This is a genomic window from Rhodospirillaceae bacterium (assembly GCA_028819475.1).
In the GTDB taxonomy this organism is placed as follows: domain Bacteria; phylum Pseudomonadota; class Alphaproteobacteria; order Bin65; family Bin65; genus Bin65.
In genome coordinates, this window is the sequence record JAPPLJ010000067.1 from 94664 (window position 1) to 117290 (window position 22627).

Consider the following 22627-nt stretch of genomic DNA (forward strand, 5'->3'; position numbering starts at 1 on the left):
GATTTGCTTCGGCTGGCGCCCGCCGGGACAGCCGCTCACCCGCCCTGCGCCGCGACCGACCGGGCTACGGCGCAAAATTGCACAACCGTCAGGGTTTCGCCCCGGGCGGTCGGGTCGATGTCGAGCGACAGGAGTGCCTTTGCCGGCTTTGCCAGCAGCGGCTTCAGGCTCTGGCGCAACATCTTGCGGCGCTGGCCGAACGCCGCGGCGGTGACCCGTTCGAGACACGCCTTGTCGGCCGGCGCGAGCGGCGCTGCGCGAGGGCGCAGCGAGACGACGGCAGAGGCGACTCTCGGCGGCGGCGTGAAGGCGGCAGCCGGCAGGCCGAACAACGGCGCCGCCTCGCACAGCCACTGGGTAAGGACGGAAAGCCTGCCGTAGGCTTTCGACGCCGGCCGGGCGGTCAGCCGGTCGGCGACTTCGCGCTGGAACATCAGGACCATGCGTTCGACATCCGCCAGATCGTTCAGCCAGCGGACCAGCAGGGGCGTGCCGATATTGTAGGGCAGGTTGCTGACGATCCGGTAGGGCGGCGGCAGGCCGTGTTTCCGCGCCGCCGATTGCGGGTTCATTTCCAGCGCGTCGGCTTCGACCGGGACCAGCCGGCCTTCGGCGCGCGCGGCGAGTTCGGCGAGGGCGGCGAGCGCCCGGACGTCGACCTCTATCGCCAGAACCCGTGCGCCTGCGCGCAGCAGCGAGCGGGTCAGGCCACCCGGACCGGGGCCGACCTCGATCACGGTTCCGCGCGACAGGTCGGCCTCGCCGGGGCTGCGGGCGGCGCGGGCAATCCGGTCGGTCAGGTTGGCGTCGAGCAGGAAATGCTGGCCCAGGTCCCTGCGGGCCGCGAGGCCGTGCCGGCGGACGACATCGCGCAGCGGCGGCAGGTCGGAAAGGGCCGCCGATTCCGGCACGCCGCTCAGCCGCCGGCCGGCGCCCGGCGCTGCGCCATGGCCGCAGCCATCTGCAGCGCCGCGATCAGGCTGGACGGGCTGGCGCGTCCGGTGCCCGCAATGTCGAGCGCCGTGCCGTGATCGGGCGACGTCCGGATCCACGGCAATCCCAGGGTCACGTTGACGCCGCGCTCGATATCCAGGGTCTTGAGCGGAATCAGCCCCTGATCGTGATACATGCAGACCGCGGCGTCGTAGGTCGCCCGCGCCGCTTCGTGAAACAGGGTATCGGCCGGGTACGGGCCGGACGCATCGATGCCGGCGTCGCGCAGGGCGGCGATCGCCGGCGCAACGATCCCGGTTTCCTCGCGGCCCAGCGCACCGGCTTCGCCGGCATGCGGATTGAGGCCTGCGAAGGCGAGCCGCGGCTTCGCAACCCCGAAATCCCGGCGCAGCGCATCGGCCGTGATCCGGCCGGCGGTCTCGACCGTATCGACCGTCAGGAGGGCCGCAACCTGCGATAGCGGAACATGCGCGGTTACCAGGCTGACGCGCAGCATGGGACTGGCAAGCATCATGACGACTGGCCCGCCGCCGGCGCAGTGCCGGAGATAGTCCGTATGGCCCGGAAAGCCGAACCCGGCGGCCATCAGGGGCGCTTTCTGGATCGGGTTGGTCACCATGGCGCCGGCGTGGCCCCGGCGCACCAGGTCGATCGCCCGGTCGATGCTCTCGATCACGGCTGCGGCGGATTTTGCGTCGGGCCGGCCGGTCGTGCCGCCGACGGCGGCGCGCAGCGGCAGGACCGGCAGGCCGTCGCCGAAAGCCGCACCCGCTTCGTCTGCGCGGGCGATCGGTACGACGGGCGCCGCACAGCCGGGCAGGCCGGCAAGCGCGCGCAGCCGGTCCGGCGAATCGATCGCGAAAAAGGGCGGAATATCGCCGGTCTTCCCTGCCCGCCCGGCGCACCACGCCTTGAGCGCAATCTCGCCGCCGATGCCGGCCGGTTCCCCCATGGTCAGGGCCAGCGCCGGGGCGGAAGCGGCATCGTCCCGTTTACGACATTCCGGTTCGGAGATTGCGGAAGCCGGCGCCGGAGACACGGCTGGCGTCAAATCCTGATGTCTATGGTGGCGGCGCGGCGCAGGTCGCGCAGATACTGGCGGGCGCGGACGCCGACCTTGCGATCGAACAGGCTATCGGCGACCTCCTTGCGGGTCGGCGGCTGGCCGGCGCCGTAGGGGCGTTTCGAAACAAGGGCGAGAAGGTAATATCCGGAGGCGGTCCGCACCGGCCCGATCACCTGGCCGGGTTTCACCCGCTTGATGGCGGCATCCAGCTCGGGCGGCAACTGGCCCTCGAAGACGAACCCCATATCGCCGCCGTTACCCGCCGTGCTCGACTGGGAAAACTGCCGCGCCAGTCCGCCGAAGCTGGCGCCGCGCCGGATTTGCGCGATCAGCCGCCGCGTGGTGCGCAGCGCGCTGTCGCCGCTTTCCCGGTCGAACGGAATGTAGATTTCGAGAATGCGGTATACCAGCTTGTCCTTGTTGGCGTTGAGCCGGGCGATCGCTTCGTCGATCTCCGGCTCGGAAATCCGGGTGCGGGATGCGAAAATCCGCCGGATGACCTTGGTCCAGGCGATCGACGCCCTGACCTGATCGACGATCGCGACCGGATTGACGTTGCGGCGGCGCAATATCTTGAGCAGCTGACCGCTCGGCATCCCGTTGCCTTTCTCGATCTTTGCCAGCGCGCGGGCGATTTCCCTGTCGCTGACCGAGACGCCGATTCGCGCGGCTTCATGGAGCTGGATAGCCTCGACAATCAGCTGGTTGAGAATCTGCGGCCGCAGCTTCTTTCGCGTTTCCGCATTGTCCGGAATGCCGGCCGACATGAAGACGAGGCCAAGGCGCGACTGGACATCGAGCACGGTGATCGCCTTGTTGTTGGCCACGGCTGCGATGCGGGCGCTGCCGGAAGACTGCGCCGATGCAGCGCTTCCGGTCGCAAGCCAGGCCGTCAGGCCGATCGCCGGTCCTGTCATGAGACCCGCCGCAAACCCCGCGGCGAGCAATGCCGCGGACCGGGCCAGTTCAACCGCGCGTAACATTCGATAGCGCTCCCAATCCCGTTTGAGAAAGCCCTGACGGTTCAGGGATATAAGCTGCCGCTGCGGGCGATATCAACAGGTCGCCGGATCACACCGTTGCGCGGGCCTGGCGCGACCGCGCACCTTCGACCGCCTCAACCTCCGATCTGGCCCAAGTGTTTCAGGCCCAGCCGGAAAAGAAAGTTGGTCGACGGCCGGATGTCGCGGTCTCTCGTGAAACTCTGGCCGAGGGAAAGGCGCAGCGTGCAACACTCATTGTTGAACTGGCTGCCGACCTGCCAGTTCAGGTTTCCGGCATCATCCCCCAGGTTCCAGCGGCTGCCGCCGAAAATCGTCCATTGCTTCGTCACACCGGAGCGGACCGCAAACGCCATCTCTTCGCGCGACGGAATATCGGTGCCCGGCTCGTCGCTCTCGAACAGCAGGTAGCTGGCTGAAATGTTGAGCGCGGGAACTCCGGCGAATGTCGTCACCTCGTTGCGCTGCGCCCTGAAATTTGCGGGGTCCAGGCGGAACCGGTACACCAGATCGAGATATTGCCCCGGGTTGAGTCGCAAGCGGCCGACCAGGTCGGACATCGTGTTCCGAAGACCGGAACCGCGGGCGAAGTCTCCGCTGCCCGAAAGGCGCAGACTCTGGCCGAGGAACAGTTCGGACTGGCCGCCCCGGTTGCCGAGAAATGCGGCGTTGACGCCATAAACGAAACGCGAGCCGTCATCGACCCTATCCCTGCCGGGATACCGGTTTGCCGAGAACAGGTTCGCGTCGTCCAGTTCGAAATCGACGCTGTCCTCGTTCGGAATTTTCGACGTGTTCAGGTTTGATGTCGTGCCGATCAGGGCGGCGCGCGGCTCGACGACGAGCCGGACGTTGCTCAACTCCCGCACCAGCGGATAACGGACCTCCACCTCGGCGACAGGATGGAAACGACCGGCGAAGCCGTTGAATCTGGCGGCGGAGGGCCGGTCGACTTCCGCCACATAATAACCGTCGGCAAACAGGTCGAATTTGCCGACGAAACTCAAGCCGGTCGGCTTGTGGATGTGGGGCAGCCGCCAGCCCAGATTGATCGTGGTCCGGTAGCTGTCTGCGCCTTCCCACCGGGTCAGGTTGGCTGTCGAAAAGCCGAAATGCCAGCGCCCGAGCCTCGGGACGGTCGCGCCGAAGCGCTCGTGCTCGATATACGGCGCGACCAGCGGAGACGTGCGATAGCTGTCGTCGATCCGCAAGCCCTGGAAATGATGCAGCCTGAACGCCGTGTAGTTGCGGCCGTGAAAGCCCTCGAGCCAGGCAGAACTCTCGAGGCTGTCGGCATTGGCGACGTCGTACCGGCGCAGGTAGGTGTCGTCGGCCGACCAGTTCCCGTCGACGCCGATGCGCCAGTATTTGTCGATGTCGTAACGGATTTTGCCGAAGAAGTGTCCGCGCGACCGGTCCCGGAAAACGGGCCTGACATCGGGGTTGGGACGACTGGCTGAGGTGTAGCTGCCGCTGAGGAAGATCGCGCCTTTTTCAAGTCTTTCCCGGTATTCCATGAAGAGCACCGGGTTTTCCTGGGTCGAAATGAGTGGCGTCACGGTGGCATCGCGGTCGCGCCCGATCCGCCAATAGTAGGGCGTCATGATCCAGGCGCCGCGCTGCTTTCCAGTCCCGAAGGTCGGCGCCAGGAACCCGCTGCGCCGCTCGACCGTCGGATCGGGATGGGAAAAATAGGGCGAGTAGAGCACCGGCAGCCCGTAGATCTCCAGCCAGGCGTCGCGATATTCGATATCGCGGGTTTTCCAGTCGTGGATCACCCGGCGGGCCTTCAGCCGCCACAGGGGCGCTTTCGTCGGATCCTCTTCACAGAGTTTGCATGGCGAAAAGACGACCTTGGTCATTTCGGTCTTTCGGCCGCCGGTGCGCGTTGCGCCGTTGGCGGCGAGGCGGGTACCGTCGGGAAACAGCATGCGGAAACGCTCGATCACCCCGTCGCGCAGGTCCTCGGACAGCACGACCCGGTCGCCGAACACCGTTTCGCCGCCCGGCTCGGCGATCGACACGTTGCCCAGCGCCGTCACCCGGCCGGCCCGACGGTCGTAGACGACCCTGTCGGCGCGGACGGTCCGGTCGCCCTGGGTCACCTGGACATTGCCGGTGGCGACCGTTCGGCCGCCCTGCTCGTCGTGGCGCAGATTGTCGGCGGTGATTACGACGGGCTGTTTGCCGATCGTCGGCTCCTGGGCGAGGGTCCCGGGCGAACCGCCCGGCAACAGCGCGAAGGCCAGGAGGATAACCGGCCCGACCCGATTTACGAGGATTCTGGCATGTCGCAATCCGGGGCTAGCCATCTTCCAGATGGAGTAATGCGGTTATGCCGAGAAATGCCGTTGCCAGGGCCGGCGCCCACGCCGCGAGCACGGGCGGCACGCCGGTCGAATGCGCCAGGGCGATGACGAGGTCGGAGACGAAAAACAGCACAATTCCGGCGCCGATTCCCCCGGCGACGGCGAGCAGGACCCCTGTCCGCCGGTTGTGCCGCAACGACGACACCGCTGCGATCAGAATCATCGCGCAGTAGAGCATCGGCTCCGCGAGCAGCGAATGCCAGTGCAGCCGGTGCCTCTGGGCGGAGAATCCCAGAGCTTCGAGCGAACCGATAAAGCGGGGGAGATCCCAGAAGGAAACCGAAGAGGGCGAAGAAAAACTCTCCTGAATCGACGCCAGGGTGAGCGTCGTCGGAATCGCGTGAACGGCCTTGCGCCCCGGCGGCTCTCCGCGCACGGAAACCCAAGCATTCTCCATCCGCCATGCCCGGTCCTGCAGCACCGCTGTCGCCGCATCGATGCGGCCGTCGAAGCGATCGTTCCGACCGTACAGCAAGACCATCACGTCCTTCAGGGTGAGCGTTTCCCGTTCCACCGACGAACTCTTGGCATGGATGACGGCCTGCCCGTCGTCCACCGGCTGGCGCAGCCAGACGCCCGAATGGGTAGCCGCCATCAGCGGCGACCGCCCTTTCAGGTGCCGGTTCTCAAGCTGCTCGTAACGGCCGATCAGGATGGTGCCCATCGGGTTGATCAGGCTGATCTTTACGACGCCCAGCACCGCAGCGGCGAAGACGACCGGCAGCACGAAATGCCAGACCGAAACGCCGGACGCCCTCAGCGCAATCAGTTCGCTGGTCCGGTTCAGTCTCCAGAAACCGAGCATGCCGCCGAACAGGATTGCGAACGGCATCGTTTTCTGGACCGTCTGCGGCAGCTTGTAGAATGCCATGTTGAGGACGACGCCGAAGGTCGCGCTCTCCTTGCCGGAGGCCCGGCGAAGCAGTTCGATCAGGTCCACGATCAGAATGACGGCGACAAAGAGAATAAAGACGAGCAGGAACGCGCCCAGAAACTGCCGGGCCAGATAGATCGAAACGCCGAGCGAAAGCCGGGTCGGCCGGACGGGGCGCAGCGGCGGCGCGCCGTGCGGGCTGTCTGCAACGGGAGCGCCGGTCCGCGTCATGCGCCGGCGGGCCCTTTCTCGCCGGCGCCGCCGGTCACCTGCCGTTCGATGAAACCGGCGACAGCGGACAGCCAGTCCGTCCGAACGAGCAGGACCATGCCGCCGACCGCCGGCAGGACGGCGTTCGCATAGGCCAGCGGGATCAGCGCATTCTGCTTGGCGGCGGCATTGGACAGGCCGATGGCGGCGCCCTCGCACAGCCCCGCGGCGGTGAGCACGAATGCAATCCGCACTGCCTGCCCCCGTTTGTTGAATTGCCCGGCCAGCATGATGACCAGCGCGAGAACCGGCAGCGTCAGCGCATAGAGTGGAGCAATCAGCCGGTTATGCCCTTCGGCGATCAGCTTGCTGCGGTTTCGCCGGTCGCCGGGGTTGTCGCCCGGCCGGAGCAGTTCGCCGAGGAAGCGTTCGTTGGGTTTGATGTAGACGCGTTTCTGCGGCTTGCCGAGCGCGAAATCGAAGCTGTAGCGCTCAAAATACAAGGTGGCGATCCTGCCGGTCGCGCGGTCGCGTTCCTGCCGGTTACCCCGGCCCATCAGAACGCGCGGACCCGTCTCCGAAAAAGTCACGGTGCCGCGCTCCGCCATCATGGTGACGGTCCGCGACGTGTCGCGGTTGTCCTGGACCAGGATGCCGCGCACCTCATCGCCGACCCGCTCGCGGACATAGATGGTCAGCTTTTCGCCGAAATTGGTGAAGGCGCCCTCCTGGATCAGCCTGACCGAGAAATTGTTGCGGACGTCGTCCTGCAAATTCCGGAACTGCTGGAACGAGGCCGGCAGGAGATAGAGGCTGATGAAATAGCAGACCGTCACGCCCGCGAAGCCGAGCGCCACGACCGGCATCGCCAGGTCCAGATCGCTCAAGCCGGCCGAGCGCATGACCACCAGTTCGCGGTCGTTCAGCATCTTGGTCAACACGAAGACGGTTGCCAGGAACAGCGCGATCGGCAGCGTGATGAGCAGGAACGACGGCACCAGCAGCGCGGTCAGCTCGAGGAAGACGTCGAGCGACAGCCCCCGGTTCAGGATAAGCTTGAAAAAGCGGGTCGATTGGGTCAGCCAGACGACGACCGTCAGCGTGACGGCGATGTACAGGGTTGCAACCGCAATCTGCCGCATGATGTAGAACTGCACTCTCGTCATGCGCAGGATTATACGCCCAACAGGCGCCTGCGGGCCACTCCTGCAATCTGCGGCGAAGCCGCTTGAGCCGGGCGTCCGCGTAGCTTTGCGGGCGCTTCGGAGCCGGCCAAGGCAACGTCGCAAACCGTAACAATACGTGACTTGGTGGGGCGCCGCGGCTTGTGGCACAGTCGCGCCGGACCGGAAACGGGCCGGCAGCCGGCATTGTCCCGAGCGCCGCCCGGATTGAACCTGCCGGTCGGAAGGACCAGACCGGGCCATGCCGCAAGAGCCCTTCGCATTTGGCGGAGATTCCGCCGCGAAGTCCCGAATTTCCGCTCTCATCCTGGGCGCGGGCAAGGGCGTTCGCATGAATTCGCGATTGCCGAAGGTTCTGCACCCGATCGGCAACCGTCCGATGGTGCTCTACCCTCTGAATGCGGCGCTGGCGGCCGGCGCCGGGACCTGCATCGTTGTCGTCGGCCCCGGCATGGCGGACGTCGCCGAAGCGGTCGCGCCCGTCCCGACGGCCGTCCAGGCCGAACCGTGCGGAACGGCGGATGCCGTCAAGCCGGCGCGCGGCTCGATCGGCCGGGACGCGGATACCGTCCTCATCCTCTTTGGCGACACGCCGCTGATCCTTCCGCAAACCCTGGAAGCCATGATCGCCCGACGACGCGCGGGCGGACATGCCGTCGTCGTCCTGGGCTTCCGGCCAGAGGAACCCGGCGGCTACGGCCGGCTCGTGCAGGACGGCGACGGGATGCTTGAAGCCATCGTCGAGGCCCGGGACGCCACGGTCGAACAACGCGAAATCGGCCTGTGCAATTCCGGCGTCATGGCGGTCGACGGCGCGATCCTGTTCGACCTTGTCGACGCCGTGCACAACGACAACGCCAAGGGCGAGTATTACCTGACCGATATCGTCGGCATTGCACGGCGACACGGCCGGACAAGCAGCGTTATCGAGGCCGGGGCCGACGAGTTGCTCGGCATCAACAGCCGGGAGGAACTGGCCGCGGCCGAGCGGATATTCCAGCAGCGGATGCGCCGCGCGGCGATGGCGGGCGGCGCCACGCTGACCGATCCGGACTCGGTCTGGTTCAGCTACGATACCGTGCTTGGCCGGGACGTGACGATCGGCCCGCAGGTTGTGTTCGGTCCGGGGGTCGTCGTCGGCGACGATGTCGAGATCAGGGGCTTCTGCCACATCGAGGGGGCGACGCTGGACCGCGGCGCCACGGTCGGCCCGTTTGCCCGGTTGCGGCCGGGCGCCGAGGTGCGGGAAGGGGCGAGGGTCGGAAATTTCGTCGAAGTCAAGAACGCGGTGCTGAAACCGGGCGCCAGGGCGAACCATCTGGCCTATATCGGCGACGCGGAGATCGGCGCCGGAGCGAATATCGGCGCCGGCACGATCACCTGCAACTACGACGGATTCCGGAAAGCCCGAACGGTGATTGGCGACGGCGCGTTTATCGGATCGAACAGCGCCCTGGTGGCCCCGGTCACCATCGGCGAACGCGCCATCGTCGGCGCCGGCAGCACGATCGACCGGGACGTCGAGGCCGACGCACTGGCGCTGACCCGGGCCGAGCTCACGGTCGTGCCCCGCGCCGCCGAGAAAATTCGCCGGCGCAAGGCCGCGGGCGCCCGGGAAAGCCGGGGCGGGAAGAAGTAGGGGGCCGGCGGCGCGTGTGCGGCATTATCGGCATCGTCGGCAGGGAGCCGTGCGTTCCGCTGCTGGTCGACGGCCTCAAGCGGCTGGAATATCGCGGCTACGACAGCGCCGGCGTCGCCACTGTCGAGAACGGCCTGATCCGGCGCCGGCGGGCGGAAGGCAGAATCGGGCGGCTCGAAGCCAAGCTCCGGGACCGTCCGATCGGCGGAACGATCGGCATCGGCCATACCCGCTGGGCAACCCACGGCATCCCCAACGAGATCAACGCCCACCCGCACATCACGGACAGGGTCGCGCTCGTCCATAACGGAATCATCGAGAACTATCGGGAGTTGAAGGACGAACTGCGCGACCGCGGGCGCAGCTTCGCGAGCGACACGGATACCGAAGTCGTCGCCGAACTGCTGACCGAATTCATGGAACGGCAAATGCCGCTCCGCGACGCGGTCCGCGCGACCCTGCAGCGGCTTCACGGCGCCTTCGCCCTTGCCATCGTCTTCGCCGGGGAAGAGGAGCTGATGGTCGGCGCCCGCCGCGGCAGCCCGCTTGCGATCGGCTATGGCGACGGCGAGATGTTCCTCGGCTCCGACGCCCTGGCGCTGGCCCCGCTGACCCGGCGCATCGGTTACCTGGAAGAGGGCGACTGGGTCGTCATGACCCGGAAGGGCGCGACCGTCTACGATGCTGCGGGCGAACCGGCCGAACGCCGGATCGTCGAAACCGCAGCCTCCGGCGCACAGACCGGCAAGGCCGGTTTCCGCCACTACATGCTGAAGGAGATCTACGAGCAGCCGACGGCAATCGGCGATACCCTGCAGAGCTTCTTCAACCCGGCCGGGCAGACCGTCAACCTGCCCGACCTGCCGTTCGATATCGCGACGGTGCCGCGGATTACCGTTGCCGCTTGCGGCACGGCCTTCTACGCCGGCCTGGTCGCGAAGTACTGGCTTGAACAGGTGGCGCGCATTCCGGTCGAGATCGACCTGGCTTCGGAACTGCGCTACCGCGAGGCGCCCATGCCCGAGGGCGGCATGATGCTGGTCGTGTCGCAGTCGGGCGAGACGGCCGACACCCTCGCCTCGCTGCGCTATGCCCGGGCGCAGGGCCAGCATATCGTTTCGGTTGTCAACGTTCCGGAAAGTTCGATCGCCCGGGAATCCGATGTCGTGCTGCCGACCAAGGCAGGACCGGAAATCGGCGTCGCCTCGACCAAGGCGTTCACGACGCAACTGACGACGCTCGCCTGCCTGGCGATCTCGGCGGCCGTCGCCCGCGGGGCGATCGACCATGCCCGCGAGGCGGCGCTGTCGCGCAGCATTTCCGAGGTGCCGTCCCGCGCCGCCGAAGTCCTGGCCCACGACGAGTCGATCAGGGACATCGCCCGCACCGTCGCAGCGGCGCGCGACGTGCTGTATCTCGGCCGGGGCACCGCCTATCCGATTGCCCTGGAAGGCGCGCTGAAGCTCAAGGAAATCAGCTATATCCACGCCGAAGGCTATGCGTCGGGCGAGATGAAGCACGGGCCGATCGCGCTGATCGACGAGAGCGTGCCGGTGATCGTCGTCGCGCCCTCGGACGCGCTGTTCGACAAGACCGCCTCCAACACCCAGGAGGTGATCGCCCGGGGCGGCAAGGTGATCTTTCTCAGCGACCGTCCGGGTATCGAGCGGATGGGCGAAATGGCGATGGCGACCGTCGAACTGCCGCTTGTCGACCCCTTCGTCGCCCCGATCCTCTACGCAATCCCGGTCCAGCTTCTCGCCTACCACGCCGCCGTTATCCGGCGCACCGACGTCGACCAGCCGCGCAATCTGGCGAAGAGCGTGACAGTGGAATAGCGGCCCCTGCCCGACTGGCCGGCCTGGCGCGATCCACAGCACGCGCCCGGTCCGGCCGGTTCACCCGTCGGGCACCTCGCTCGCGCGCTCGGTGCGCCGGATGAAGTCGGCGAACTGGGGGTGTTCGCGGGCGACGCGCGCGTAGAGGCTGTGCGCCGCCGCGGTCAGGGCGCCGTCTCTGTCCAGCAGTTTATCGGCGTAGGCGACCATCCGGCTGTTCGGCCACAGCGGGTTGCGCACCGCCAGCAGGGCTTCCGCCGCCTCGGTTTCGCGGCCGGGATGGTGCTGGGTCTTCAGAATGAGGGCCGCCGCGGTCGACCGCGACCGGCCGAAATGGCAATGCACCAGCAGATGGCCGACCTCCGAGCGCGCCAGCAGGTCGCCGACCTGGAGAAGCCGCTCGACGTCTTCGGCGTGCGGCGGCCGCCATCCCGGCCTGTCAGAAACGATGTCGTGCATGTCGAAACGGTGATGTTCCACCGGGCCGAGCGCGGCCCATCCGTCCGGCTCCGGCCACCCCGGATCGAGCAGGGAAATCACATGGCTCACCCCGGCGCCGGCGAACCGCTCGATCTCGTCGAGGCCACAGACGGACACTTTGAAAGGCAGCATATCGGTCTTTCCCGGCGCCTGTAGCGAGGCAAACCCGGCGGCCCGGCGCCTGCCGGCGGCCGAAAGCGGGTTTCGAACCGTTTCCATACCTTGTTCGCCGCGCCGCGACGACACAGGCGGCCCGCGCCGGACGTGCCGGTTTGCCGCCGCGGGCCGGCCAGCGGACGCGCCGGCGCCCGCTTCCGTGAGCGGCGCCGGAATCGCGAACCGCCTCAGGCGCATAAAATAGCCGCGACGGGAACGATGCACAATCCGCAGAAAATCTGAAATTCAGGTCCGAAAGGAAAGGGCTCCCGAAAGCTCTCGCGATCGCAGTAATTTTTACCGGATCGTAAATTCGGCATCATGATCGTTTGCATTCGTTGACAATACAACCAAATTAATCCCCAACACCCGATAAATCCAATTCGAAACGATTCGGGCAACGATACAAAAAATTACCGCTTGCAAACATTCCCGCAGTGCATCAAAGTTATGTGCATTATCCTGGAAGAGGCCGTTCTTCAGGCTTCACAAGGCTGTTCAGCGGCTGGGCCTCTTTGAGCGGCGCCTTCGAAAAGGCCGAGATTGCGCCATTCCCGGCATCCATAAATTTCTGTGATCGAGTTGAGAAAGAAAATAAAAAATCTTGTACCCGGAAAACTTACATGCCTTAATCGGAAGAATTTAACCTATATTGTTCCAAATTTTACCAGATAGTAAAATTGCGTTTATGAGATTTTCTTATTATTGCTATAGCAATACAAAATTGGATAGATTTTAGAAAATCGGCATGATTGACATTCGAAAATGCGGCGGTCCCGCCAGGAGTAGTCGAAAATGCCTGTTACATTACGTCAATTGCGATATTTCCGTGCTTTGGCCGAACACGGTTCCTTTTCCCGCGCGGCCGAGAAGGTCCACATCTCGCAGCCCGCTCTTTCCATCCAGATCCGCGAGCTGGAAGCCACCCTGGGCGGTTTGGTGGTCGAGCGCGAGAGCCGGGGCGTCGTCCTGACCCGGCTCGGCCGCGACGCCTTCGAGCAAACGATCCGGATCCTCGACGAGACGACGCTGCTCGAGACATTGGGAACACGCCTTGAGAACGGTCCGGTGCGGGCCGCCGTGGGCGTCCTGTCGACCTTAGCCCCCTATCTGGTGCCGGGTGTCATGGAGCGCCTCAGGGAGGCGTCTCCGCGCGTCGACATCAATATCGTGGAGTCTTCCGGAGAGACACTGACCGCCGAACTGGTCGCCGGCCGCCTCGATGCCGCCGTCGTTTCGCACCCCCTGGGCTTGCTCGAACTCTGCGAGCGCATCCTGTTCGAAGACCGCTTCCTGCTCGCCGGCCATGCCGAGCGGCTCGCCTCGATCCGCCGCAATGCAGACGACACGGTCTCGCCGGCCGAACTGGCCCGGGCCGATGTCGGTCCGTTGCTCACGCTCGATGACAGCGATTGCCTCGCCGCCCAGACGATGGGGGCCTGCCTGACGTGGCGCATCCGTGAAGTCCGGCGCGGCGCCGGATCGCTGGCAACGCTCTCGCGCCTCGTCGCCCAGGGCGCCGGGTTGACCCTGCTGCCGGAGACCGCGGCAGCCGCGGAGCGCGCGGCGTCTCCGGATCTTTGCTTCCTGCGTCTTGCAGCGCCCCAGCCGGCGCGCCGTATCGTTCTCGTCCACCGGACCGCCGCCCAGGGCCAGCGCTGGATCGAGAGTCTGGCGGAGGCGGTCACCGAGGCGGGGCAGGCCCTGGTGTCCGAAGCAGCGGCGGCGGTCCGCAGCCCGCCTGCGCGAGGGTTGGCGAAACCGGAAAGCCTGGCCGAAGCGGCATGACGCCACCGTGATTCGCCCTCCCCGGAATTCCGCCTCCGGTCATGGCCCGCTCAAATCCCGTCCGGGTTCCCTCCCACCCGCTGACGTGGAAGGCGAAGCCGGCCGTGACCGGAGCCGGAATTCCGGGTTGGCGCCGCTGCGCTCCCGGACTGCGATGAAACGCGGCGAAGCCCGACAAGGCCGCCGCTAGAACAACCCCTGCACCAGGCCGTCCCCGTCCAGATGGATGGCTTCGGCGGCGGGGACGCGGGGCAAGCCGGGCATCGTCATGATGTCGCCGGCGATCGCCACGATAAAGCCGGCGCCGGCCGACAGGCGGACCTCGCGGACGTTGACCGCGTGACCCTCCGGCGCGCCCTTGAGCGCCGGGTCGGTCGAGAAACTGTATTGCGTCTTGGCCATGCAGACCGGGAAATCGCCGTAGCCGCCCTCTTCCCAGTCCTTGAGCTGGTTGCGCACCCTGGCGTCCGCCGTGACTTCGGCCGCACGGTAGATTTCCTTCGCCACCGTCTCGATCTTGCCGAACAGGGAAACGTCGTCGCCGTAGAGCGGGCGGAAATCCGATGCGCCGCTGTCGCAGATGTCGACGACGGCCCGCGCCAGGTCCTCGGTGCCGGCGCCGCCATCCGCCCAGTGGGAGGCGACGATGGCCTCGGCCCCGAGACCGCCGGCCGTCTCGCGCACGGCATCCAGCTCGGCTTCGGTATCGGCAACGAACCGGTTGACGGCGACGACCGGCTGGACGCCGAATTTCTTGATATTCTCGATATGCCGCGCCAGGTTCGAGCAGCCGGCGCGAACCGCCTCGACATTCTCGGCGCCGAGGTCCTCCCGCGCCACGCCGCCGTGCATTTTCAGCGCCCGGACCGTGGCGACCAGGACCACGGCGTCCGGCGCCAGCCCGGCCTTGCGGCACTTGATGTTGAAGAATTTCTCCGCGCCCAGGTCGGCGCCGAAGCCGGCCTCGGTCACGATGTAATCGGCCAGCTTGAGCGCCGTCGTCGTCGCCGTCACCGAGTTGCAGCCGTGAGCGATGTTGGCGAACGGCCCGCCGTGAATGAAGGCCGGATTGTTCTCCAGAGTCTGGACGATGTTCGGCATCAGCGCGTCCTTGAGCAGCACCGCCATCGCCGGCGCGGCCTTGATGTCCGCCGCGCGCACCGGCTCGCGGCTGCGCGTGTAGCCGACGACGATGTTGCCGATCCGCTCCGCCAGGTCGTCCAGGTCGGTCGCCAGGCAGAAGATCGCCATGATCTCCGACGCCACGGTGATGTCGAACCCGTCCTCGCGGGCGAAGCCGTTGGCGACGCCGCCGAGCGACGAGGTGATCTGGCGCAACGCCCGGTCGTTCATGTCCACGACCCGGCGGAAGGCGATCCGGCGGGTGTCGAGCCCGGCCTTGTTGCCCCAGTAGATGTGGTTGTCGACCATCGCCGCCAGCAGGTTGTGGGCGATGCCGATGGCGTGGAAATCGCCGGTGAAGTGGAGGTTGATGTCCTCCATCGGCACAACCTGGGCATAGCCGCCGCCGGCCGCGCCGCCCTTCATGCCGAAGCAGGGGCCGAGGGAGGGCTCGCGCAGGCAGACGGTGGCGCGCTTGCCGATCCGGTTCAGCCCGTCGCCGAGGCCGACCGTCGTCGTCGTCTTGCCTTCGCCGGCCGGGGTCGGCGTGATCGCGGTGACCAGGATCAGCTTGCCGTCCGGCCGGTCCTTGAGCGAGCGGATGAAATCGTAGGACAGCTTCGCCTTGTGCGGCCCGTATTGCAGCAGGCTTTCCGCCGGGATGTCGAGCTTTTCGCCGATCGCGGTTATCGGCTGCAGGGAGGCTTCGCGGGCGATCTCGATGTCGGATTTTACGGCCATGGCGGGACTCTCAGGATCGGGGGCACACTGAATGGAAACCGCCGCCGGCCGGTAATCCGGACAGGCCGGCCGGCGCCGGGCGGCAGTCGGAGGAACGGCGGAAGCGTCAGAACTTCCGGTAGGCCTTGTACAGGTCCACCAGCGGGTGGTCGGGCGACATCTGGAACTTGATCAGCATTTCGCGGGCGATCATGTCCCGGTCCTGCTGGTTGTCCGGCAGGTCCATGTCCTCGGGGATCGCGACCCAGCCGTTGATGTTGCGGTCGAACACCGCGGCCTGGCCGTCGTCATAGCCCATATGGACGTCTTCGAGCCAGTTCAGGTCGTCCCAGCCCATGAATTCGAGATAGTCCTTCAGGAACGGGGTCAGCCGTTCGTAGTCGGGCAGCAGGTTGACATCGTAGCGATAGCCGATGTGCTGCCCGATGGTCTGTTCGCGCTCCGAATCGAGGCCGCCGCCTTTCAGGAAATGGTCGACATCGTCGATCCGGGAGCCCTTGTATCCGGTTCCGGCCATTGCCGCGCCCTCTCCTCTAGATGTGGTGATAATCGTCGACGCCGACCGTGAAGTCGGTGCCGGCCAGCGGAACCTGCGCAATCGCAGAGGCTTCCATGGTCAGCGCGGCCAGGTCTTCCGGCTCGAGGCTGTGGATGTTGGTCTTGCCGCAGGCGCGCGCCATCATCTGCGCTTCCATGGTCAGCGTGTGCAGGAAATTGTAGACGCGCTCGGCGGCCTCGTCCGGGTTCAGGCGCTTGCGCAGCAGCGGGTCCTGGGTCGCGACGCCGACCGGGCAGCGGCCGGTGTGGCAGTGATAGCAGGCGCCGGCCTGCACCCCCATTTCCGAAGGGAAATCGGCTTCCGGGATGTCCTTGTTGCAGTTGAGCGCCATCATCGCCGAGTGGCCGATCGCGATGGCGTCGGCGCCCAGCGCCAGCGCCTTGGCGACGTCGCCGCCGTTGCGGATGCCGCCGGCGTAGACCAGCGAGATCTCGCCCCGCTTGCCGAGATCGTCGATGGCGCGGCGGGCCTGGCGGATCGCGGCCATGCCGGGTACGCCGGTCTCTTCGGTCGCCAGGTGCGGGCCGGCGCCGGTGCCGCCTTCCATGCCGTCGATATAGATCGAATCCGGATCACACTTCACCGCCATGCGGACGTCGTCGTAGACACGCGCGGCGCCCAGCTTGAGCTGGATCGGGATCTGCCCGTCGGTTGCCTCGCGGATTTCGAGAATCTTGAGCGCCAGGTCGTCGGGCCCCAGCCAGTCAGGATGGCGCGCCGGCGAGCGCTGGTCGATGCCGGCCGGCAGCGAGCGCATCTCCGCGACCTGGTCGGTCACCTTCTGGCCCATCAGGTGACCGCCGAGGCCGACCTTGCAGCCCTGGCCGATGAAGAATTCGCAGCCGTCGGCGAGCAGCAGATGGTGCGGATTGAAGCCGTAGCGCGACTGGATGCACTGGTAGAACCACTTGGACGAATAGCGCCGCTCGTCCGGGATCATGCCGCCTTCGCCGGAGCAGGTTGCCGTGCCGGCCATCGTCGCGCCGCGGGCGAGCGCCGTCTTGGCTTCGAACGACAGGGCGCCGAAACTCATGCCGGTGATGTAGACCGGAATCTCCAGCTCAAGCGGCCGCTTGGCGCGCGGCCCGATGACCGTTTTGGTCAGGCATTTCTCGCGATAGCCCTCGATCACGAAGCGGGTCAGCGTGCCGGGCAGGAAGGTCAGGTCGTCCCAGTGCGGAATTTTCTTGAAGATCGAAAAGCCGCGCATCCGGTAGCGGCCGAGTTCCGACTTCACATGGATGTCGTTGATGACTTCGGGTGTGAAGATCTGGCTCCTGCCGAGGATGTATTTTTCCTCGACTTCCAGCTTGGAGTGGCCCTCGCCACCCGGGATCGGATCGTCCAGCATGTCGGTGTCTTTCTTCGGTGCGACGGCGGCGCAGAAGCCGAACCGGCCTAGAGGACCAGCTTCTTCTCCGTCGGTTCGAGATTGTCGTAGCTCCACAGCTGCTTGCCGGCGACGATCTTGGTGAAATGGTCGACGCCCTGCTCCGGCAGCATCTCGTACATGGCCAGCTTGCGGGTCAGCCAGGCGCTGTCGAGATCGGTCAACTCCGCCGGGACCGCGTCGACGCCGAGGTCCTGGATCTCGCCGCCGATGAAGATCGTGCCGTCATACATGGAATCGCCGAGATTCTTGCCCGCGTTGCCGCACACGACCATGCGGCCGCGCTGCATCATGAAGCCGGAAAAGGCGCCGGTGTCGCCGCCGACCAGGATGGTGCCGCCCTTCTGGTCGATCCCGGTGCGCGAGCCGACCGAGCCCTTGCACACCAGGTCGCCGCCGCGCAGTGCGGCGCCGAAGGTCGAGCCGGCATTCTTTTCGACCACGCAGACGCCGGCCATCATGTTCTCGCCGAACGACCAGCCGACGCGGCCTGAAATCCGCACCGTCGGGCCGTCGAGCAGGCCGCAGCCGAAATAGCCCAGGCTGCCGTCGACGATGATGTTCATGCGGTTCAGGATGCCGACGATCAGCGAGTGCCTGGCGCCCGGATTCCGCACCACGATGCTGCCGTGGCCGGAATCCATCAGTTCGCGGATCTTGCTGTTGATCGCCGTCGGTTCCAGATCGGCGCAATCGATCTCGGCGCGCCGGTTGAAATCGACATCCCGGGCAAAGTCGTAACCGAAACCGCCTTCGTTCTCGAGCGTGAACTTGGTCTTGATGTCCCGGCCCGTCAGGGGCTCGGTATGCATGCCCATCTGGGTCGAGACGGACTCGCCTACGCCTGCCATACCCGGACCTCCTCGTCGTAGGGATCGGTCGTATCGATCTCGTGGGGGATGATCGCCCGGATCGCGACCTCTTCCGACGCCAGGGCAACAAGGTCGTCCGCCTCGTAGAGGACCATCGGCTTGGCGGCCATCGTGTCCTTGGCCATGCCCAGCTCGCTGCCGGTCGTGATCAGGTAGGTGAATACGCCGTCGATCTCGTCGATCGATCTGCGCAGGGACTCTTCCAGCGTCACGCCCTTTTCGAGATTGACCGCCGTATAGACCGCGAGCAGTTCCGAATCGCAGTCGCTGACGAAACGCTGCCCTTCGCGCTCCAGTTGCCGGCGCATCAGCCAGTAGTTGGTGATCTGGCCGTTATGGACGACGGCGATGTCGTTGTACGGATAGGCCCAGTAGGGATGGGCCGAGCGGATATCGACATCGGATTCCGTCGCCATGCGCGTGTGGCCGATGCCGTGGGTGCCCGTGAATCCGCCCAGGCTGTAGGCGCCGGACACGTCGGCGGCATCGCCCAGATCCTTGATCAGCTCCAGCGCGTTGCCGATCGACAGGATTTCCGCACCCTCGACCTCCTCGATGTGGTCGGCGAGGGTTTTCAGGTCCCCGCCATAGGAAATCCGGTAGCGCAGGGAATATTCCGTCGGCTCGTCCAGTTCCAGGACGCTGACGCCCAGATCCTTGAGCACCGCATCGACCGCCGCCTTGCGCTCCACGATCGCCCGGTGGATTTTCGTCCCGCCGCCGAGGTCCTCCTTTTCGGCGACCTTGAAGCGCATGATGTATTCGCTCGGGCCGGGCGCGCCATACATGGCGAATCCGGTCGAATCCGGGCCGCGGTGCTTCAGCGCCTGCAGCATGGCGGTCATTTCCGCGCCGATGTTGCGGGCGCCGTCGCGGTAGATCAGTCCGGCAATGCCACACATGGCATCTTTCTCCTGTCAGTATTCGGCCTGTCAGTATTCGAATTGTCCTGTGCGGGAAACCGCGGCCTCCCGCCGGACGCTGCCTAGGGCAGGCAATCCAGATAGGTTTCCATGTCCCACTCGGTGGTGGTGTGCAGGAACCGCTCCCACTCGTCCCGCTTGTATTCCTCGTACAGGCGGTACATCTCGCCGGGCATCGAGGATTTGATGACCTCGTCGTTGGCGAGCGCGTCGAGCGAATCGCCGAGGGTCATCGGCAGCTTCTTGACCAGCTTGCCGGCTTCCATCGCCTCGTAGATGTTGCGGTCTTCCGGCGGGCCCGGATCGATGTCGTTGCGGATGCCATCGTCGGCCGCCTTGAGGATGGCGCCGGCCATCAGGTGCGGGTTCACCATCGAATCCACCGAGCGGTACTCGAAGCGGCCCGGCGCGGAAATGCGCAGGCCGGTCGTGCGGTTCTGGTAACCCCAGTCGGCGAAAACCGGCGCCCAGAAGCCGGTGTCCCACAGCCGGCGGTAGGAATTCACCGTCGACGCGCCGATGGCGGTCAATGCGCCGAGATGCTTGACGATCCCGCCGACCACCTGCAGGCCGACCTTGCCGGGCAGCTGCGGATCGTCGGTATCCGGCATGAAGGTGTTTTCGCCGCCCTTCAGATACATGTAGTTGCCTTCCATGCCGGGCAGCGGATCGTTGCCGAGCCGGTTGAACTCCTCCTGGCCGCCGCGCCACAGCGAGATGTTGTGGTGGCAGCCCGAGGCCGACACGCCCATGAAGGGTTTCGACATGAAGCAGGCGATCAGGTTGTTCTCCCGGGCGACCTGGGCGCAGATCTGGCGATAGGTCGTCAGCCGGTCGGCGGTCCTGAGCGCATCGTCGAAGGTGAAGTTCAGTTCGAGCTGGCCCGGCGCGTCCTCGTGATCGCCCTGGATCATGTCCAGCCCCATGGCGCGGGAATATTCGATCACCCGCAGGAAGACCGGGCGCAGGCTCTCGAACTGGTCGATGTGGTAGCAATAGGGGTTGGAGAAGCCGCCGTCGGGCTTGCCGTCCTCGCCCCGCTTCAACCACATCATTTCCGGCTCGGTGCCGTGGCGCAGGTGCAGGCCGTCGTGATCCTTCCGGAACTGCTCGTGGATGCGGCGCAGGTTGCCGCGGCAGTCGGACGTCAGGAACGCGCCCGGCTGCTCGCGCTCCTCGCGGTTGCGGAACAGGGTGCACCAGACCCGGGCGACGCGCTTGTCCCAGGGCAGCTGGCAGAAGGTTTCCGGCTCCGGAATGCCGACCAGTTCCTTCTCGTGCGGCCCGTAGCCGAGATATTCGCCGTGCCGGTTCAGGAACAGGTTGACGGTCGCGCCGTAGACCAGCTGGAAGCCGCGTTCGGCGACCAGTTCCCAATGATCCGCCGGGATGCCCTTGCCGCAGATCCGGCCGGTGATCGACACGAACTGCATGTAGAGATACTGGATTCCCAGCTCGTCGATCTTGCTGCGCACCTGTTTGACCAGCTCGTCGCGGCCGTCCTCTTGCACAAAGGCTTCGATATCCATCATGTCGCCATCCCCTTCCGCAGCGCCATTGCTGCGCCCCGTCACGCCGTCCTGGCAATTGACGTGACCAATACGAACCATTAAACTGAACCGGACCGACCGATCCCGCGCTCGATATCCAGCGGTGAAAAATCAGGATATCCGCGCCAAACAGGTTCTGCAGTCGGCGTGTTTCTCGCGATCCAGCTTGACTGAACTGTCGCTACTTTGCACTGTCAAATGACCAATTGCAAACCAATTTTGCCAATATCGACCAATTAGGGCAGAACGGCAAAATGCCGGGAATTTTCGGAGGGTGCCGCTGTGGATTCCACTGGCGCTGAAGCAAAGGAGACCAGGCCGGCCGCGGTCTCGCGCCTTGGCGAGGGCGGACGCCATGTCGGGCAGATCACGGCCCAGCTGCGCGAGGCGATTCGCAGCGGCATTTACGTGCACGGCGACCAGTTGCCGGCCGAGCGGGAACTGGCGGAGCGCTTCGACACGGCGCGCAGCACGATCCGCAAGGTCCTGTTCAATCTGGAAAGCGAGGGCCTGATCGAGCGGCGGGTCGGCAGCGGTACCTTCGTGAAGTACGACGACATCTCGATCGGCGCGGCGCATGACATCGTCAGCCGGGTCAGCCCGCTCGAACTGATCGAGGCGCGCCTGGCCGTCGAGCCGCACATGATCCGCCTGGCGGTGCTCCATGCGACGGCCAACGAAATCAAGATGCTCGAAGCGATTCTGAACGACCTCGAGCAGTGCCGGCACGACAAGGAGGCCTTTTCCCGGCACGACAGCATGTTCCACGAATGGCTCGCCAGAAGTTCCAAGAACCCGCTGATGCTGCATCTCTACCAGCAGATCAACGCCGTCCGGGGCCACGACCAGTGGGACGCGATGAAGAACAAGATCCTGTCGCCGGAGGAAATCGACGAATACAATCGCCAGCACCGCGCGCTGTTCGAGGCGATCCGCCGCCGGGACATCGCCGACGCCGTCAAGCAGATCAACGACCATCTGGAAAAGGCGCGCCAGGACCTCATGGGCGCCGCGGCGGTTTAGAGCAGCCCCCGACGCCCGCGCTCACTCCGCCGCGACGGCGGCAGGAGATTCAGACAGGGGCGGCGCTTCCGGCGTTATCGGCCGGTCGTGGTCCAGGGCCGGAATCTTCGCGCGCGCCTCCGCCACCCTTTCCGGGTCGATTTCGGCCATGACGATGCCCTCGCCGTCGCCGCCGTCGGCGAGCACCGCGCCCCAGGGATCGACAATCAGCGAATGGCCGAAACAGGCGCCGCCGCCCTCGATCCCGCCATACTGGCAGGGCGAGATCATGTAGCAGCCGTGTTCGATGGCCCGGGCCCGGTTCAGCACATGCCAGTGCGCCTCGCCCGTCACCTTCGTGAACGCCGCCGGCGCCGCCAGCATGGTTGCGCCGTTGTGCGCAAGCTGCCTGTAGAGCGGCGCGAAGCGCAGGTCGTAACAGATCGACAGGCCGAGGCCGCCCCAGGGCGTCTGCGCCACCACCGAGCGGTCGCCCGGCGCGATCGTCGCCGATTCGACGTAGGGGCCGGAATCGAGCACCACGTCGAACATGTGAATCTTGTCGTAGCGCGCGGCGATGGCGCCCTCGCTGTCGAGGACGTAGGCCCGGTTAAAAATCCGGCCATCCCGGGCGAGCACGCCGAGCGAGCCGAGCAGGAACCAGACCTTCCATTCCCGCGCCGCCGCGGCAAAGGCCGGCAATACCGGATGCTCGGCCTCGGCGAAGGCAGCCGGGTGGAAGAATCCGTTCTCGGTGCGCAGGCCGGAGAAATATTCCGGCGTGCAGATCAGGCCGGCGCCGGCATCGGCCGCCCGCTCCGCCAGCCGCAGCGCCGTCTCGATATTGAAATCGACATCCGGCGTGGCGTTGTTCTGGACGCAGGCGGCGACGAATTTCTTCGGCATCGA

Annotated in this window: 18 protein-coding genes; 4 read left to right on the forward strand and 14 right to left on the reverse strand. The window is 65.9% G+C overall.

The annotated features are described in order from the left end of the window. Positions 1 to 35: 35 nt before the first annotated feature. The 6 genes from rsmA to OXM58_20525 all read right to left on the reverse strand — a co-directional run bounded on the left by rsmA (position 36) and on the right by OXM58_20525 (position 7640). Positions 36 to 911, reverse strand: coding sequence for a 16S rRNA (adenine(1518)-N(6)/adenine(1519)-N(6))-dimethyltransferase RsmA (gene rsmA, locus OXM58_20500; GenBank protein MDE0150745.1), 876 nt, complete (start codon positions 909 to 911; stop codon positions 36 to 38). 5 nt (positions 912 to 916) lie between these two features. Next, entirely contained in the window at positions 917 to 1969 is a 1053-nt protein-coding gene (gene pdxA / locus OXM58_20505) for a 4-hydroxythreonine-4-phosphate dehydrogenase PdxA (GenBank protein ID MDE0150746.1), read from the reverse strand. Between the two features lie 32 nt (positions 1970 to 2001). Continuing rightward, on the reverse strand, positions 2002 to 2937 hold the full coding sequence (locus OXM58_20510) for a peptidylprolyl isomerase (protein ID MDE0150747.1): 936 nt from the start codon (positions 2935 to 2937) through the stop codon (positions 2002 to 2004). A 200-nt stretch (positions 2938 to 3137) separates the two neighbouring features. Then, positions 3138 to 5318, reverse strand: a complete 2181-nt coding sequence (gene lptD, locus OXM58_20515) for an LPS assembly protein LptD (protein ID MDE0150748.1) — start codon at positions 5316 to 5318, stop codon at positions 3138 to 3140. Positions 5319 to 5325: 7 nt separating this feature from the next. Continuing rightward, positions 5326 to 6495 carry an LPS export ABC transporter permease LptG gene (lptG, locus tag OXM58_20520; GenBank protein ID MDE0150749.1) on the reverse strand — a complete coding sequence of 390 codons (1170 nt, stop codon included), beginning with the start codon at positions 6493 to 6495 and terminating at the stop codon, positions 5326 to 5328. After that, positions 6492 to 7640, reverse strand: coding sequence for an LptF/LptG family permease (locus OXM58_20525; protein ID MDE0150750.1), 1149 nt, complete (start codon positions 7638 to 7640; stop codon positions 6492 to 6494). The genes lptG and OXM58_20525 overlap by 4 nt, the downstream gene beginning before the upstream one ends. 259 nt (positions 7641 to 7899) lie before the next feature. Here OXM58_20525 and glmU point away from each other — a divergent pair, with 259 nt between their 5' ends. Together glmU and glmS are read left to right on the forward strand one after the other, a co-directional pair. Next, positions 7900 to 9297, forward strand: a complete 1398-nt coding sequence (glmU, locus tag OXM58_20530; GenBank protein ID MDE0150751.1) for a bifunctional UDP-N-acetylglucosamine diphosphorylase/glucosamine-1-phosphate N-acetyltransferase GlmU — start codon at positions 7900 to 7902, stop codon at positions 9295 to 9297. A 14-nt stretch (positions 9298 to 9311) separates the two neighbouring features. Then, positions 9312 to 11135, forward strand: a complete 1824-nt coding sequence (gene glmS, locus OXM58_20535; protein ID MDE0150752.1) for a glutamine--fructose-6-phosphate transaminase (isomerizing) — start codon at positions 9312 to 9314, stop codon at positions 11133 to 11135. A 60-nt stretch (positions 11136 to 11195) separates the two neighbouring features. On the opposite strand, the gene OXM58_20540 is transcribed toward glmS, so the two are convergent. After that, complete coding sequence (locus OXM58_20540) at positions 11196 to 11747, reverse strand: protein-tyrosine-phosphatase (GenBank protein MDE0150753.1); 552 nt, start codon at positions 11745 to 11747, stop codon at positions 11196 to 11198. 819 nt (positions 11748 to 12566) lie between these two features. On the opposite strand from OXM58_20540, the gene OXM58_20545 reads away from it, so the two are divergent. Then, positions 12567 to 13559, forward strand: a complete 993-nt coding sequence (locus OXM58_20545; protein MDE0150754.1) for a LysR substrate-binding domain-containing protein — start codon at positions 12567 to 12569, stop codon at positions 13557 to 13559. 186 nt (positions 13560 to 13745) lie between these two features. On the opposite strand, the gene OXM58_20550 is transcribed toward OXM58_20545, so the two are convergent. From OXM58_20550 to OXM58_20575, 6 genes are all read right to left on the reverse strand, one after another. Continuing rightward, positions 13746 to 15422: a formate--tetrahydrofolate ligase gene (locus OXM58_20550; protein MDE0150755.1), complete on the reverse strand. Its 1677-nt coding sequence runs from the start codon at positions 15420 to 15422 to the stop codon at positions 13746 to 13748. 106 nt (positions 15423 to 15528) lie between these two features. Next, positions 15529 to 15939, reverse strand: coding sequence for a hypothetical protein (locus OXM58_20555; GenBank protein ID MDE0150756.1), 411 nt, complete (start codon positions 15937 to 15939; stop codon positions 15529 to 15531). 16 nt (positions 15940 to 15955) lie between these two features. Beyond that, on the reverse strand, positions 15956 to 17332 hold the full coding sequence (locus OXM58_20560) for an FMN-binding glutamate synthase family protein (protein ID MDE0150757.1): 1377 nt from the start codon (positions 17330 to 17332) through the stop codon (positions 15956 to 15958). A gap of 47 nt (positions 17333 to 17379) precedes the next feature. Beyond that, positions 17380 to 18222 carry a GXGXG motif-containing protein gene (locus OXM58_20565; GenBank protein MDE0150758.1) on the reverse strand — a complete coding sequence of 281 codons (843 nt, stop codon included), beginning with the start codon at positions 18220 to 18222 and terminating at the stop codon, positions 17380 to 17382. Continuing rightward, a complete protein-coding gene (locus OXM58_20570) occupies positions 18210 to 19145 on the reverse strand; it encodes a glutamine amidotransferase (protein ID MDE0150759.1) in 936 nt (311 codons plus the stop codon). Before OXM58_20570 ends, OXM58_20565 begins: the two co-directional genes overlap by 13 nt. A gap of 83 nt (positions 19146 to 19228) precedes the next feature. Then, positions 19229 to 20698, reverse strand: a complete 1470-nt coding sequence (locus OXM58_20575; protein ID MDE0150760.1) for a glutamine synthetase — start codon at positions 20696 to 20698, stop codon at positions 19229 to 19231. 300 nt (positions 20699 to 20998) lie between these two features. On the opposite strand from OXM58_20575, the gene OXM58_20580 reads away from it, so the two are divergent. Beyond that, positions 20999 to 21739, forward strand: a complete 741-nt coding sequence (locus tag OXM58_20580) for a FadR/GntR family transcriptional regulator (protein ID MDE0150761.1) — start codon at positions 20999 to 21001, stop codon at positions 21737 to 21739. A 21-nt stretch (positions 21740 to 21760) separates the two neighbouring features. Here the strand turns inward: OXM58_20580 and OXM58_20585 are convergent, their stop codons facing one another. Beyond that, positions 21761 to 22624 (reverse strand): carbon-nitrogen hydrolase family protein, encoded by an 864-nt coding sequence (locus OXM58_20585; GenBank protein ID MDE0150762.1) that lies wholly within the window; start codon positions 22622 to 22624, stop codon positions 21761 to 21763. Positions 22625 to 22627 lie beyond the last annotated feature (3 nt).

Coding starts and splice junctions, on each gene's coding strand:
- OXM58_20560 (MDE0150757.1), bottom strand. CDS start 17,332: ATGCTGGACGATCCGATCCCGGGTGGCGAGGGCCACTCCAAGCTGGAA.
- OXM58_20585 (MDE0150762.1), bottom strand. CDS start 22,624: ATGCCGAAGAAATTCGTCGCCGCCTGCGTCCAGAACAACGCCACGCCG.
- OXM58_20575 (MDE0150760.1), bottom strand. CDS start 20,698: ATGATGGATATCGAAGCCTTTGTGCAAGAGGACGGCCGCGACGAGCTG.
- glmU (MDE0150751.1), top strand. CDS start 7,900: ATGCCGCAAGAGCCCTTCGCATTTGGCGGAGATTCCGCCGCGAAGTCC.
- OXM58_20545 (MDE0150754.1), top strand. CDS start 12,567: ATGCCTGTTACATTACGTCAATTGCGATATTTCCGTGCTTTGGCCGAA.
- OXM58_20550 (MDE0150755.1), bottom strand. CDS start 15,422: ATGGCCGTAAAATCCGACATCGAGATCGCCCGCGAAGCCTCCCTGCAG.
- OXM58_20565 (MDE0150758.1), bottom strand. CDS start 18,222: ATGGCAGGCGTAGGCGAGTCCGTCTCGACCCAGATGGGCATGCATACC.
- OXM58_20555 (MDE0150756.1), bottom strand. CDS start 15,939: ATGGCCGGAACCGGATACAAGGGCTCCCGGATCGACGATGTCGACCAT.
- lptG (MDE0150749.1), bottom strand. CDS start 6,495: ATGACGCGGACCGGCGCTCCCGTTGCAGACAGCCCGCACGGCGCGCCG.
- OXM58_20570 (MDE0150759.1), bottom strand. CDS start 19,145: ATGTGTGGCATTGCCGGACTGATCTACCGCGACGGCGCCCGCAACATC.
- OXM58_20540 (MDE0150753.1), bottom strand. CDS start 11,747: ATGCTGCCTTTCAAAGTGTCCGTCTGTGGCCTCGACGAGATCGAGCGG.
- OXM58_20510 (MDE0150747.1), bottom strand. CDS start 2,937: ATGACAGGACCGGCGATCGGCCTGACGGCCTGGCTTGCGACCGGAAGC.
- OXM58_20525 (MDE0150750.1), bottom strand. CDS start 7,640: ATGACGAGAGTGCAGTTCTACATCATGCGGCAGATTGCGGTTGCAACC.